Genomic DNA, 11844 nt, shown 5'->3' on the forward strand with positions numbered 1-11844 from the left:
CCACCAGGGCACCCGATCCGAGCCCGGCGACGCACATGTTGAGGAACACCTGCCAGGTCTCAAGGTGAAACGGCAGGAAGAGCAGGTAGCCGATCGCCACTAGGAAGGCCGCGATGATCAGGGCCACCCGCGGCGAGAATCGGCGGGAGACCACGGGAAAGAGCAGCGCGCCCACGATCATCGAGATGAGGTAGACGCCGATCAGGGTCGAGCGGTCGGCCGCGTCGAGCCCGAGCCCGTAGCCGTTCGCGGGATCCGTGCCGGCGTAGGCGCTCAGCGGCGCCTGGGCGCCGAGAAGGCTGATGCCGAGGAGGGCCGCGGTGAGCTGCACCGGCCACATGTTTGGCTGCCGCAGCACACGCAGGTCGATCGCGGGGTCCCGGTGCCGCAGCTCGACGATTCCGAACGGCAGGAACACGAGTACACCCACCACGAGGAGCAGGTAGACCCACCAGGTGGCCGGACCGTTCAGCCGAAGGAAGGTGAGTCCGGAGGTGATCAGCAGCAGGGCGATCGTGAGGAGGCTGAACCCGACGACATCGAGGGACCGGCCCGGCAGGGGAGTCGACTCCGGAACGCCGAAGAGGATGGCGAAGAAGACCAGCGTGACGGCGATGGCCGGCACGCACAGCGTGAGCGGCACGTTCTCGCCGAACCAGCCGAAGATGCGGCCGCCGAGCAGGGCCCCGACGATGGCTCCGGTCTCGAGCGCCACGACGAGGAAGCCGGCCGCGCGACGCGTCTGCGAGGCGCCTCGGCCGGTGCGCCGGCCCCGGTCGAAGATCAGGGCGACCTCGAGCGGGAGCCAGACCACGTAGAACCCCTGGAGTGCCCAGGCGGCGAGGAAGGTCCAGAAGTTGTCGGCGAACACGAGCGCCCAGCTCGCGAGGGCCGTGAGCACCGTGGAGATGAGGAGGATGCGCTTGTGGCCGAACATGTCGCCGAGCTTGGCGAGGATCGGCACCACGAGGGCCGAGACCAGCAGTTGGGCGGCCTCGAACCAGTTGAAGTCGGCGTCCCGGATGCCCAGGTACTTGACGAGGTCGCTGATCAGCGGCACGTAGTAGCCCTGCAGGATTCCGCTGACGATCTCGACGAGGAAGAGGTAGCCGATCAGGCCGAGGGTGATGGCGCCTGATTTGCCTCGAAGGGTGCTCATGAACGGATGCTACTGGCTGGGTTGACGCCGCGGGTGCCGGTAGCGTTGGCACATGGCACATGTCGAACGCGAGATTCTGGGTTGGGACGAGTTCGGGGGCGCGGTGCGCGAACTCGCGGCGACGGTGCACGGGAGCGGCTTCGCCCCGGACATCGTGGTGGCGATCGCGCGCGGCGGGCTGCTGCTCGCCGGGGCCATCGCCTATGCGCTCGACGTGAAGAGCTGCGGGGCGCTCAACGCCGAGTTCTACACGGGTGTCGACGAGCGCCTGGACGAGCCGATCATCCTCGCTCCGATGCTCGACGAGGAATCGATGCGCGGCAAGCGGGTGCTCCTGGTGGACGACGTCTCCGACTCCGGCCGCACTCTCGCCATGGTGCTCACCCTGCTCATTCGCGCGGGCGCCGAGGTGCGCACCGTGTGCCTGTACTCGAAGCCGGCGACGGTGCTCGAACCCGACTACGTCTGGCGCAAGACCTCGCGCTGGATCGCCTTCCCCTGGTCGTCGCTTCCCCCCGTGACCGCGTAGGCGATGTCCCCGCACCCGCTCGCCGAGCTCGTCGACCCCAGCTGGGCCGCCGCCCTGCAACCCGTGGCGGGCACGATCGCGTCGATGGGGGAGTTCCTGCGCGCCGAGGTTGCCGCCGGCCGCGGCTACCTCCCGGCCGGGGGAGCCGTGCTGCGCGCGTTCGAGTACCCGTTCTCCGAGGTGCGCGTTCTCATCGTCGGCCAGGATCCGTATCCGACCCCGGGGCATCCGATCGGCCTGAGTTTCGCCGTCGACCGGGCGGTGCGCCCGGTGCCGCGCAGCCTGCAGAACATCTACCGGGAGCTGCACGACGACCTCGGCATCGTGCCGCCGCCGCACGGCGATCTCACCGCCTGGTCCGAACGGGGCGTGATGCTGTTGAACCGGGTGCTCACGGTGCGGCCCGGGGAGGCAGGCTCGCACCGCCGGCACGGCTGGGAGGCGGTGACCGAGGCCGCGATCCGCGCCCTCGTGGCGCGCGGCACTCCCCTCGTCGCGATCCTCTGGGGAAACGACGCGCTCGCCCTCGAGCCGATGCTCGGCGCGACTCCCATCGTGAAGTCAGCTCATCCGAGCCCCCTGTCGGCCTCGCGCGGATTCTTCGGCTCCCGGCCGTTCAGCCGGGCGAACGAGCTGCTGAAGGCGCAGGGTGCCGAGCCGATCGACTGGTCGCTCGACCCCCGGCCGCAGACGCAGTCGGCCGCGGCGAACCGGACGTAGGATTTGCTCATGCTCGAGGAGGAATACCAGGCGACCCACCGGCCCAAGGAGGCCCAGCGCAACCTGCCGCCGTTGCAGGTACCGTTCGAGTACACGATCCGGGACGCCCGCCTGCAGGACCTGCCCGACGTGCGCGAGATCTACAATCACTACGTGGCCAATTCCACGGTGACCTTCGACGAGAAGCCCATGACGTTGAGGGAGATCCGTTCGAAGTTCCAGCACATCGTGAAGCTCGGCATGCCCTTCCTGGTCGCGGAGAGCCCGAGCGAGCAGATCCTCGGCTATGCCTACGTCTACCCGTGGAAGGAGAAGGCGGCCTACCGGTTCACGGTGGAGAACTCCATCTACCTGCGCGCGGCGGCGACGAGCAAGGGGCTGGGCAAGGCCCTGCTCGCTGAGCTCATCACGCGCTCCAAGGCGGCCGGCCTCAAGGAGATGATCGCGGTGATCGCCGATAAGGGCGCAGACGCGTCGATCGCCATCCACAAGAACTTCGGCTTCAAGGAGATCGGCCACATGGGCAAGGTCGGCTACAAGTTCGACCGCTGGCTCGGAACCGTCCTCATGCAGAAATCGCTCAAGTAACCGTCAGGAGAACGCATGTCTCTCATCGTCGTCGCCATCCTCAGCCCGGCGCCCGGTCGCACCCAGGACGTGCTCGACGCGTTCGGCGCGGTGTCTCCGCTCGTGCACGCGGAACCCGGGTGCGAGCTCTACGCCGCGCACACCGACGGCGATCTCGTGATCATGGTGGAGCGCTGGCGCAGCCGCGAGGACCTGGACGCCCACGCGGCCGGCGCGGCCCTCGTGGAACTTAACCGCCTCAACGAGGGGGCGCTCGCCGCGGAGACCGTCGTGCACGTGCTGCGCAACGTGCCGATGGGCGACCCGGCGAAGGGCACGATTCAGTAGTCGGCGCCCGCCTCAGGGCAGCGAGTCTGCCGCCTCGAGGATGTCGCCGAGCGCCTCCTCGATGCCCGCCACCGTGGACGGTTCCCCGCTCCAGAGGATGCGCAGGACGAGCCCGTCGATGGCGAGCGCCGCGACCCTGGACCCGCGGCCGCCGCCCCCGATGGCACTCTCGAGGGCCCGGTACCAGCGTTCGGCGGCGTCCCGCAGGGCCTCCCGACGCATGGCGAGGAAGAGCAGTTCGTACTGGGCGATGACCGCGGCGCGCCTCGTGTGCGTCCAGTCGTGTAGCGCCCGAGCGACCTCGCCGACGCCGGGGGACTGGAGGCCGGCGAAGAGCTCCACCTGTTCCTCGGTGGCCTTGAGCAGCGCGCTCACCAGCAGATCGTCGATGTTGGCGAAGTAGTAGGTGGCCGCGGCGAGCGGAACCCCGGCCTCGGCCGCAACGGCTCGATGCGTGACCGCGCTCGGTCCGCCGCGCTCGAGGACGCGCACGACGGCGTCGAGCAGGGCGGCCCTGCGCGCCTCGCCCTTGGCCGTGCCGCCGGCCACGGTCAGTGCTTCCCGCCGAGTTCGAGCATCGCGACTCCGCCGACCACGAGCAGCACCCCGCCGATCTGCACGAGGGTGAGGCTCTCCTTGAAGAGCAGCCAGCTGATCAGCACGACGAGAACGACCCCGATCGCCGCCCAGATCGCGTAGGCGATGCCCAGGGGAACGTCGGCGCCGAGGCTCAGCGAGAGCAGGGAGAAGGCCGCGACGTAGCCGACGACGACGACGGCGTACGGCAGGAGCTTGTTGCCCTCGCCCGTCGTGTACCGGAGTGCGGTGGTGCCGATGACCTCGGCGACGATCGCACCGGCCAGAAACAGGTATCCCATGGGTTCCCTCTCAATAGTGGTACAAATGTACCAGAAAACGCGAGCTAGGCTCGGCGCATGACCGAACCCCGCGTGACCCAGCTGAGACTGGTGGCCGAGACCGACGACTACGCCGCCGCCGTGGCCTTCTATCGAGACGTGCTCGGCCTCACCGAGCAGGAGTCGTACAGCGGCGAGGGTGGCGCCGAGGTGACCATCCTCGGCATCCCGACGGCGACGCTCGAGATCGCCAACCGCGCCCAGGTGCGGCTCATCGACGACGTGGAGGTGGGTCGTGCGGTGAGCCGCGCGCCGGCCCTCAGCATCCGCGTGGCCTTCGAGGTGCCGGATGCCGTCTCGACCACCGACGCGCTCGAGGCGGGCGGGGCCGAGGTGCTCGCCGCGCCCACCCGCACCCCGTGGAACTCCCTCAACGCGAGGCTCGAGGCGCCGGGCGGGTTGCAGATCACGGTATTCCAGGAGCTCGATTCGTGACCGCTGCCGTCACGAAAGTTCGCAATCTGTAAAGAAGCGGGGGATGTCGTGGGCGTTGCCTAGGGTGGCATCAACGTCAACCGCGGGCCTCCCATCCGGGTGGTCCCGGCGAGGCGAATGTGTTAGAAAATCGGGGCCGGCCCGGGTGGGCCATCATCACCGGGGCCGGCCTCGTCCACGTCTCCCCGGTCGCGCGGCGTCCCCGTCCGGTGCGGTTGCCCGGCGCGCCGGCGCTACAGTCATTGAATGCGAGATGCCCCGCGCCAACGCCCGGCGAACGCCGAACTGCTCGTCTCCCTCGCCGGCCACATCAAGGCGAGGCCCAAGGCCGTCTTCGAGGCCATCGACGCCAGGGTCCGCCCGGCCGAGACCTCCGGCACGCTCTACGCCGCAGACCCCTTCGCCTTCCTCATCATCGCCCAGGGCGGCTGGTGGTACCGCGGCGAGTACCGCATCGTGCCGGACGAGTACGGGTCGAACGTGGAGCACTACATCCTCAACGTGGCGCAGAAGGCCCCGCTGCTCGGACGCCTCACCGGCCGCTCGGTGCTCAGGGACGCCCCCGCCGAGTTCGAGAAGCTGCTGAGGCGGCTGCGCGCCGAGCTCGAGTGAGAAGTGCGGCGCGGCCCTAGGCTCGAGGGGTGTTCGAACTCCATCACCTCACCGCCCAAGAGCAATGGGACTGGCTGCAGCGCGGGGAGGTGACGCCCGTCGAACTCGCCGCGCACTACCTCGAGCGCATCGAGCGGCTCGATGGCGACCTCGGTGCCTTCGTGACCGTGACCGCGGACGCGGCACTCGATCGGGCGCGTGCCGTCGCCGAGACGGTGCCGAAGACCGCGCAACTCTGGGGCCTTCCCTTCGGCGACAAGGACCTCGTGAACCGCGCCGGGGTACCCACCGGTTTCGGTTCGGGGCTGATGAGCGGCTTCGTGCCAGAAACCTCGGACGAGATCGTGGAGGTGCTGGATGCGGCCGGCGGGGTGAGCCTCGGCAAGACGAACGCGCCGGAATTCGGCCTGCCGAGCTACACCGAGAGCCTCGTCGCCCCACCGGCGCGAAACCCCTGGGATCCCTCGCTCGGCGCGGGGGGATCGAGCGGCGGCGCGGCGGTCGCCGTGTCCGCCGGGCTGCTGCCGTTCGCCCCGGGGTCCGACGGCGGAGGCTCGGTGCGTATCCCCGCCGCGGCCTGTGGGCTCGTGGGTCTCAAGCCCTCGCGCGGACTCGTGCCGAGTGGCACCGGCCTCGACAAGCTCGCCGGACTCGTCGTGCCCGGCCCCCTCGCCCGCACCGTCGCGGATGCCGCCATGATGCTCGACGCGCTGGTCGCCGGCGGCGACTACCCATTCACCCTGCGCGCGCCGCGCTGGGACGGCGGCGCGCTGCTCAACGCCGCGGTGCGCGGCGAGGGCCGCTTCCAGCTGGGGGTGATGACCAGCTCGCCGTGGGACGACGCCTACGACATTCACGTCTCCGTCGAGGCATCCGACGCGCTCGCCCTCGCCGTGGCCGAACTGGACGCCATCGGTCACGGACTCGAGGAGCTGCGGCTCGAGCCGGACCCGAGCTACGCGCCGAACTTCCGCACGATCTGGCAGGCCGGGGCGTCCGGAATCCCGGCCGAGGGCGCCGAGCTCGACTCGCTCGAACCCCTCACCCGCTGGCTGGTCGAGCGCGGCCGGGCGATCTCGGCGCGGGACCTGATCGCCGCCCTCGCCGCCCTGACGACGTTCGAGCGGTCGATCATCCGCCAGTTCTCGCGCTTCGACGCCGTGCTCACCCCGGCTCTCGCACTGACCCCGCGACCCGTCGGCTGGTACGACAGCGAGGATGCCGAACTCAACTTCGCCCAGCAGGTGCAGTACACGCCGTTCACCTCCTTCGCCAACGTGACCGGGCTTCCCGCGATCACGCTTCCCGTGGCGCAGACCGCGGTCGGCATCCCGATGGGCGTGCAGGTCGTCGGCCGGCCGGGTGGCGAGGCCACCCTGCTCGCGATCGGCGCCCAGCTCGAGCGCCGGCTGCTCTGGCAACGGCGGCACCCGCCGCAGTGGTAGCGGGCGTCACACGGCGAAGTCGGCCAGGCCAGACACGTCGAGCGCGAATCGCCAGTTGCCCGGCCGGAACACGTAGACGGGCTCATTGCCCAGGTAGTTCTCGGTGTTCGTCGTCGTCCAGTTCTCACTTCCGTCCGGGTTGACCTTCGCGACCCAGCCCTCGGTCGTCAGCCTCCGCTTCTGGGCCGCCGCCTGCGCATCGGTGATCAGCGAGTAGCCGAGCACCGTGCTCGCGTCGCTCTCGGGGTATCCCCACTGGCACAGGATGCCGCCGAGGTCGAGAAAGGCCACCAGTTCGTTTCCCTCGTCTCGCATCCGCTTCGCGAAGCCCTCGGTGAACACCGAGCCGCCGGACGTCAGCCGGGAGAGCGCGGTGGGGGTGACGAGGGTGTCGCAGGCCAGCGACGCGGTCGGCCCCGGAGTGAGTGACGGGCCGGCACTCGCGGACGGCCCCGGGGGCGATGGGGATGACGTCGGCGCTTGAATCGAATACGTGCACGCGGAGAGAGCGAGAACCACCAGGGCGACGATCGCCGTGCCGAACCCGCTCCGTCGCATGGTCATCTCCTTACCGTGAGGATGACTCTAGGGAGTGATCGGCCGGAGGCCCAGCGTCGTTACCCAAGCGATAGCTTGCGGCTACAGCCCGACGAGCGCGGCGCTCTGCTCCCACAGCCGCGCGGCGACGGCGTCGTCCGACGCGAGCCGGTGGGTGCGGCCGTTCGGGGCGAGACCGTCGAAGTAGGTGCCGCTCGGCGACCCGACCTCGTCGATCGAGGCGAGGTGAACGAGGGGAGCGGCGCCCTGCTCTGCGCTGATCCCCAGGCTGCCGCGACTGACGAATTCGCCGAACCTCTTGAACGCCGAGTCGTTGCCGAAACTCGTGATCACGTAGCCGGGGTGGAACGAGTAGGCGGTGAGGCCGGTCTCGGCGGTGCGGCGGGCGAGCTCGCGGATGAAGAGGATCGTCTCCAGCTTCACGGTGGCGTACTCCTGCCAGCCGCCGAGCCAGGCGCGTCTGACGAACTGCAGGTCGTTCAGGTCGAGGTGTGCGAACCGGTTCGCGACGCTCGCCGTGGAGATCACCCGCGCGCGGTTCTCCACGAGCCTGGGCAGCAGCAGGTTGGTGAGCAGAAACGGGGCGAGGTGGTTGTGCTGCAGGGCCTGGTCTAGGCCGTCCGCCGACCGGCCTCGCCTCGACAGGAGGCCGCCCGCGTTGTTGGCGAGGGCGTCGATGCGCGGATACCGCGCGAGGAGGCTCGAGGCGAGCGCCCGCACCTCGTCGAGGCTGTCGAAGTCGGCGACGAAGGGTGCGCCGCCGACACGGGCGGCGACGGCGTGGGTGCGCTCCGAATTGCGCCCCACCACGGCGATGTGCGCCCCGCGCTCGGCGAGGGCGATGGCCGCCGCCCGCCCGAGGCCGGAACTCGCCCCGGTGATGACGATCGTGCGTCCATGCAGGTCGGTCGGGGTCATCGATAGCCGCCATTCTCCAGTCCGGCCTCGATCTCGAAGCGGTTGCGGGCCGCGTCCTGCCCGGCCGCGATGTAGAGCGGGATGAAGGCGAGCCCGTAGTGCTTCCATTGTGCACGGTGAACCGCCTCGTGCCGCAGCACCGCCGGGCCGACGAAGTCGTGGGTGAGGTAGACCGCACCGATGGTGGTGCCACCGCGTCCGAACGCCCACCGCGGGCACCTCGCCGCCACGATGAGCCCGCCCAGGCTGCGCAGTCGGCCTCGGCTGAGGATGCCGCCCCAGACCAGGGCGCACCCGATGGCGAACCAATAGCCCGGCCGCGCCACGGCGGGGGAGAGCAGCACCGCTCGCGCCCCCGGCACGGACCTCGCCCACGCCTCGAGCCGTGCGGCCGCCGCGGTCACTCGCGCCATCATCCGGCTCATCGCTCCTCGGGCCATTCGTGAACCCACCCTAGGACTCCTCGCTCACAATCCGTTCAGCCGGCAGGCAGGGCGAGCCAATACAGTGACAGCATGGCCGTGAAGCTGGAACGCGTGGCGATGGTGTCGATGCACACCTCGCCGATCGCGCCGGCCGGCACCGGGGATTCCGGCGGGATGAACATCGCCATCCTCTCGATCGCGGGCCAGCTCGCCCACCGCGGCATCGAGGTGGACCTGATCACTCGAGCGATCGACCGTCCGGCGGTGACCGAGGTCGCCGCGGGCGTCACCCTGCACGAGCTCGCGGCCGGCCCTGTCGGCCAGCTTCCCAAGAGCCGGCTGCCCGAGGTCGCCGACGAGTTCGGCGAGGCCGTGGCCGATCTCGCCGGGCGCATCCGGGGCCGCTACGACGTGATCCACGCCCACTACTGGCTCAGCGGGCTCGCGACGCTGCCGGTGGCGCTCGAACTCGGGCTGCCATTCGTGCAGAGTTTCCACACCGTGGCCGCCATGAAGAATCGCACGCTCGGCGCCGGCCAGCCGGCCGAGTCCGAGCAGCGGGTGCGCACCGAAATGTACCTCGCCAACCAGGCGAGCGCGATCGTGGCCGCCTCCTCCGCGGAGGTCACCGCCCTCATCGACGACGTTCGCGCCCCCACCGAGCGGCTCTGGGTGATTCCTCCCGGGGTGGATGTCGGCCTCTTCTCGCCCACGCGCACGGATGCGGCGGAGCTCGCGGTGCGGGAGCAGCTCGCGATCGCCCCCGGCCGGCCGATCATCGCCGTGGTCGGCCGCGTGCAGCAGCTCAAGGACCAGGAACTCGCCATCCGTGCGCTCGCCGAACTGCACGCGATGCGCGGCTGGGCCCCGGTGCTCGTGATCGCGGGGGAGGCGACGCCGGGCGACGAGGGTTATGCGGCCTCGCTCCGGACGATCGCGACGGAACTCGGCGTGCGGGACGACGTGCGGTTCGCCGGGGCGGTCTCGCGGGAATGGCTCGCCAACGTGCTCGCCGCGGCGACCGTGACCCTCGTGCCCTCCCGCTCGGAGACCTTCGGTCTCGTCGCCCTCGAGTCGGCCGCGAGCGGAACGCCGGTGGTGGCCTTCCGCGGCGGCGGCCTCGTCGAATCCGTGTCGGCCGGCGTGTCCGGGCTGCTCGTCGACTCCCGCGAACCCCGGGTCTGGGCGGTCACGATCGCGCAGTTGCTCGACGACGCCGCGGGACTCGAGAGCCTGTCGCTCACCGCGCGGCACTACGCGGAGGGCTTCACCTGGGCATCGTCGGCCACCGCGCTGATAGGCGTGTATGCCGGTCTGCTCTCCTAGGTCTGCTCTCCTACATGTACTGCCCAGGCAGGTTGGTGGATCGGGTGTGACGACTCGCTTCAGTCGGTGAACGTCAGCGTGGACCTGTCAAGGCAGACCCTGTCACGAATTGGACCTTCTCGGCCATCTGGTTGTGCCGCCCGCGTCGGTCGGGTCGTGTTCTCCAGGACGGGGCCCCGAGGCGTGGGACCCACCCCAGACTCCAGTTCTGCAGGACAGCTTGCGCAGGACAGCTTGTGCAACGCAGTTCATGCAGGACGCGGCAGGGGCGTGGCGAGCGGAACGGTCCCGTTGTGCAGGACGCTCCCGTCGGCTCTGCCTCTACCGTCCTCGCTATCTGCCCGAGCCGTCCTGCAGAACCAGAGTCTGCAGCCGGGCGCCCGTGGACGCCGGAGCCATCCAGCACAACCCGTCCTGCACAACTGGAGTTTGTGTGGTGGACGCCCGTAAACGGCGGCACCGTCCTGCACAACAACTAGGGCCGACCGTAGGTCTCGAGCAGCCGCAGCCAGATCTCGTTCATCGTGGGGTAGGCGGGAACGGCGTGCCAGAGCCTCGAGATCGGCACCTCGCCGACGATCGCCGTGGTCGCCGCGTGGATCATCTCGGAGACGTCCTGGCCGACGAAGGTCACCCCGAGGATCACCCCGCGCTTCTCGTCGACCACCATGCGGGCCTGGCCGGCGTAGTCGTCCGCGTGCACCGAACTGCCGGCGAGCCAGCCGAGGTCGTAGTCGACGACGCGGATGTCGTAGCCGGCCTTGGTGGCGGCCGCGGCGGTGAGCCCCGCGGAGGCGACCTCCGGGTCGCTGAACGTCACCTGGGGAACGGCCTCGTGGTCGGCGGTGGCCACGTGGGTGCCCCATGGCCCGTCCGAGACCGGCAGGCCCTTCGCCCGGGCCACGATCACGTCGCCCGCCGCGCGAGCCTGGTACTTGCCCTGGTGGGTGAGGAGCACGCGGTGGTTCACGTCGCCGCAGGCGTAGAGCCAGTCGAACCCGGAGACGAGCATCGTGTCGTCCACGTGCAGCCAGTCGCCGGGGGTCAGGCCGATCGTCTCGAAGCCGAGGTCCGAGGTGCGCGGCGTGCGGCCGATCCCCACCAGCACCTCGTCGGCGACGAGGGTCGAGCCGTCGCCGAGGGTGAGCTCGACGCCCGCCTCCGCGCGCCGAACCGAGGTCACCGACGAGTTCAGGCGCACGTCCGCGCCGAGGGCCGTGAGGCTCTTGGCGACGATCTCGCCCGCGAACGGCTCCTGGTTCGAGAGCAGCGAGGTTCGGGCGAGAACGGTGACTCGGGTGCCGAAGGTGGCGTACGCGGTGGCCATCTCCACGGCGACGACGCCTCCGCCGAGGATCGCGAGGCTCGACGGCGCCTTCTTGGCGCTCGTCGCGTCCCGGCTGGTCCAGGGCCGGGCCTCGGCCAGCCCGGGGATGTCGGGCAGCAGGGAGTCCGAGCCGACGCTCACGGCGACGGCATGGCGGGCCGTGTACACCGTGTCGCCCACGGTCACCTGCTTCTCGCCGGAGATGCGCGCGTGGCCGCGCACGAGGTCGATGCCGGCTCCCGCGACCCACGCGACCTGGCTGTCGTCGTTCCAGTCGTGGGTGAAGGAGTTGCGGCGGGCGAACACGGCCGCGACATCCAGCTCTCCGACGGCCTCCCGAGCACCGCCGACGGCCTTCGCCGCCCGCAGCGCGATGCCGCTGCGCAGCAGCACCTTCGACGGGATGCAGGCCCAATAGGAGCACTCCCCGCCGACGAGCTCACTCTCGATGATGAGGGCCGTGAGTCCGCCCTGCACGGCCCGGTCGGCGATGTTCTCGCCCACCGCCCCGGCCCCGATCACGATGACGTCGTAAGTGGTTTCGGTCATGGGACTCTC

The 11844-nt window shown here is 70.2% G+C and carries 15 protein-coding genes; 8 read left to right on the plus strand and 7 right to left on the minus strand.

The features are described 5' to 3' along the window. The coding region (locus tag ACHZD8_RS03775; RefSeq protein WP_394768813.1) for an MFS transporter at positions 1–1159 on the minus strand (1159 nt) is incomplete at its 3' end. A gap of 52 nt (positions 1160–1211) precedes the next feature. Between ACHZD8_RS03775 and ACHZD8_RS03780 the strand changes: the two genes are divergently transcribed. From ACHZD8_RS03780 to ACHZD8_RS03795, 4 genes are read left to right on the plus strand one after another with little or no spacing between them, the layout of a single operon-like run. Continuing rightward, positions 1212–1688 (plus strand): phosphoribosyltransferase, encoded by a 477-nt coding sequence (locus ACHZD8_RS03780; RefSeq protein WP_394768814.1) that lies wholly within the window; start codon positions 1212–1214, stop codon positions 1686–1688. Between the two features lie 3 nt (positions 1689–1691). Then, positions 1692–2408, plus strand: a complete 717-nt coding sequence (locus tag ACHZD8_RS03785) for a uracil-DNA glycosylase (RefSeq protein WP_394768815.1) — start codon at positions 1692–1694, stop codon at positions 2406–2408. A gap of 9 nt (positions 2409–2417) precedes the next feature. Beyond that, positions 2418–2996, plus strand: coding sequence for a GNAT family N-acetyltransferase (locus tag ACHZD8_RS03790; RefSeq protein ID WP_147782939.1), 579 nt, complete (start codon positions 2418–2420; stop codon positions 2994–2996). Positions 2997–3011: 15 nt separating this feature from the next. Further along, the gene (locus ACHZD8_RS03795) at positions 3012–3323 is read left to right on the plus strand and encodes a putative quinol monooxygenase (RefSeq protein WP_394768817.1); all 312 of its coding nucleotides are present in this window, start codon (positions 3012–3014) and stop codon (positions 3321–3323) included. 12 nt (positions 3324–3335) lie between these two features. Here the strand turns inward: ACHZD8_RS03795 and ACHZD8_RS03800 are convergent, their stop codons facing one another. Continuing rightward, positions 3336–3872 (minus strand): TetR/AcrR family transcriptional regulator, encoded by a 537-nt coding sequence (locus tag ACHZD8_RS03800; protein ID WP_394768818.1) that lies wholly within the window; start codon positions 3870–3872, stop codon positions 3336–3338. Between the two features lie 2 nt (positions 3873–3874). Beyond that, the gene (locus ACHZD8_RS03805) at positions 3875–4201 is read right to left on the minus strand and encodes a DMT family transporter (RefSeq protein WP_394768819.1); all 327 of its coding nucleotides are present in this window, start codon (positions 4199–4201) and stop codon (positions 3875–3877) included. A 57-nt stretch (positions 4202–4258) separates the two neighbouring features. On the opposite strand from ACHZD8_RS03805, the gene ACHZD8_RS03810 reads away from it, so the two are divergent. The 3 genes from ACHZD8_RS03810 to ACHZD8_RS03820 all read left to right on the plus strand — a co-directional run bounded on the left by ACHZD8_RS03810 (position 4259) and on the right by ACHZD8_RS03820 (position 6732). Then, positions 4259–4675, plus strand: coding sequence for a VOC family protein (locus ACHZD8_RS03810; protein WP_394768820.1), 417 nt, complete (start codon positions 4259–4261; stop codon positions 4673–4675). Positions 4676–4921: 246 nt separating this feature from the next. Next, complete coding sequence (locus ACHZD8_RS03815) at positions 4922–5287, plus strand: hypothetical protein (protein WP_394768821.1); 366 nt, start codon at positions 4922–4924, stop codon at positions 5285–5287. Positions 5288–5316: 29 nt separating this feature from the next. After that, positions 5317–6732, plus strand: a complete 1416-nt coding sequence (locus ACHZD8_RS03820) for an amidase (protein WP_394768822.1) — start codon at positions 5317–5319, stop codon at positions 6730–6732. A gap of 6 nt (positions 6733–6738) precedes the next feature. Here ACHZD8_RS03820 and ACHZD8_RS03825 read toward each other — a convergent pair whose 3' ends face one another. The 3 genes from ACHZD8_RS03825 to ACHZD8_RS03835 form a co-directional block, all read right to left on the minus strand. Next, positions 6739–7296 carry a hypothetical protein gene (locus ACHZD8_RS03825; RefSeq protein ID WP_394768823.1) on the minus strand — a complete coding sequence of 186 codons (558 nt, stop codon included), beginning with the start codon at positions 7294–7296 and terminating at the stop codon, positions 6739–6741. Between the two features lie 75 nt (positions 7297–7371). Next, entirely contained in the window at positions 7372–8208 is an 837-nt protein-coding gene (locus ACHZD8_RS03830) for an SDR family NAD(P)-dependent oxidoreductase (protein ID WP_394768824.1), read from the minus strand. Then, complete coding sequence (locus ACHZD8_RS03835; RefSeq protein ID WP_394768825.1) at positions 8205–8648, minus strand: hypothetical protein; 444 nt, start codon at positions 8646–8648, stop codon at positions 8205–8207. Before ACHZD8_RS03835 ends, ACHZD8_RS03830 begins: the two co-directional genes overlap by 4 nt. Before the next feature lie 75 nt (positions 8649–8723). On the opposite strand from ACHZD8_RS03835, the gene ACHZD8_RS03840 reads away from it, so the two are divergent. Beyond that, on the plus strand, positions 8724–9959 hold the full coding sequence (locus tag ACHZD8_RS03840; protein ID WP_394768826.1) for a glycosyltransferase: 1236 nt from the start codon (positions 8724–8726) through the stop codon (positions 9957–9959). A 475-nt stretch (positions 9960–10434) separates the two neighbouring features. Here the strand turns inward: ACHZD8_RS03840 and ACHZD8_RS03845 are convergent, their stop codons facing one another. Further along, positions 10435–11835: a dihydrolipoyl dehydrogenase family protein gene (locus tag ACHZD8_RS03845; protein WP_394768827.1), complete on the minus strand. Its 1401-nt coding sequence runs from the start codon at positions 11833–11835 to the stop codon at positions 10435–10437. Positions 11836–11844: the final 9 nt, after the last annotated feature.

The organism is Lacisediminihabitans sp. (assembly GCF_043726815.1).
GTDB lineage: Bacteria > Actinomycetota > Actinomycetes > Actinomycetales > Microbacteriaceae > Lacisediminihabitans.

What these genes read in the sequence shown, in the direction of transcription:
- ACHZD8_RS03780 (WP_394768814.1), top strand. Translation starts at nt 1,212, where the DNA reads ATGGCACATGTCGAACGCGAGATTCTGGGTTGGGACGAGTTCGGGGGC.
- ACHZD8_RS03785 (WP_394768815.1), top strand. Translation starts at nt 1,692, where the DNA reads ATGTCCCCGCACCCGCTCGCCGAGCTCGTCGACCCCAGCTGGGCCGCC.
- ACHZD8_RS03790 (WP_147782939.1), top strand. Translation starts at nt 2,418, where the DNA reads ATGCTCGAGGAGGAATACCAGGCGACCCACCGGCCCAAGGAGGCCCAG.
- ACHZD8_RS03795 (WP_394768817.1), top strand. Translation starts at nt 3,012, where the DNA reads ATGTCTCTCATCGTCGTCGCCATCCTCAGCCCGGCGCCCGGTCGCACC.
- ACHZD8_RS03805 (WP_394768819.1), bottom strand. Translation starts at nt 4,201, where the DNA reads ATGGGATACCTGTTTCTGGCCGGTGCGATCGTCGCCGAGGTCATCGGC.
- ACHZD8_RS03810 (WP_394768820.1), top strand. Translation starts at nt 4,259, where the DNA reads ATGACCGAACCCCGCGTGACCCAGCTGAGACTGGTGGCCGAGACCGAC.
- ACHZD8_RS03815 (WP_394768821.1), top strand. Translation starts at nt 4,922, where the DNA reads ATGCGAGATGCCCCGCGCCAACGCCCGGCGAACGCCGAACTGCTCGTC.
- ACHZD8_RS03825 (WP_394768823.1), bottom strand. Translation starts at nt 7,296, where the DNA reads ATGACCATGCGACGGAGCGGGTTCGGCACGGCGATCGTCGCCCTGGTG.
- ACHZD8_RS03830 (WP_394768824.1), bottom strand. Translation starts at nt 8,208, where the DNA reads ATGACCCCGACCGACCTGCATGGACGCACGATCGTCATCACCGGGGCG.
- ACHZD8_RS03835 (WP_394768825.1), bottom strand. Translation starts at nt 8,648, where the DNA reads ATGGCCCGAGGAGCGATGAGCCGGATGATGGCGCGAGTGACCGCGGCG.
- ACHZD8_RS03840 (WP_394768826.1), top strand. Translation starts at nt 8,724, where the DNA reads ATGGCCGTGAAGCTGGAACGCGTGGCGATGGTGTCGATGCACACCTCG.
- ACHZD8_RS03845 (WP_394768827.1), bottom strand. Translation starts at nt 11,835, where the DNA reads ATGACCGAAACCACTTACGACGTCATCGTGATCGGGGCCGGGGCGGTG.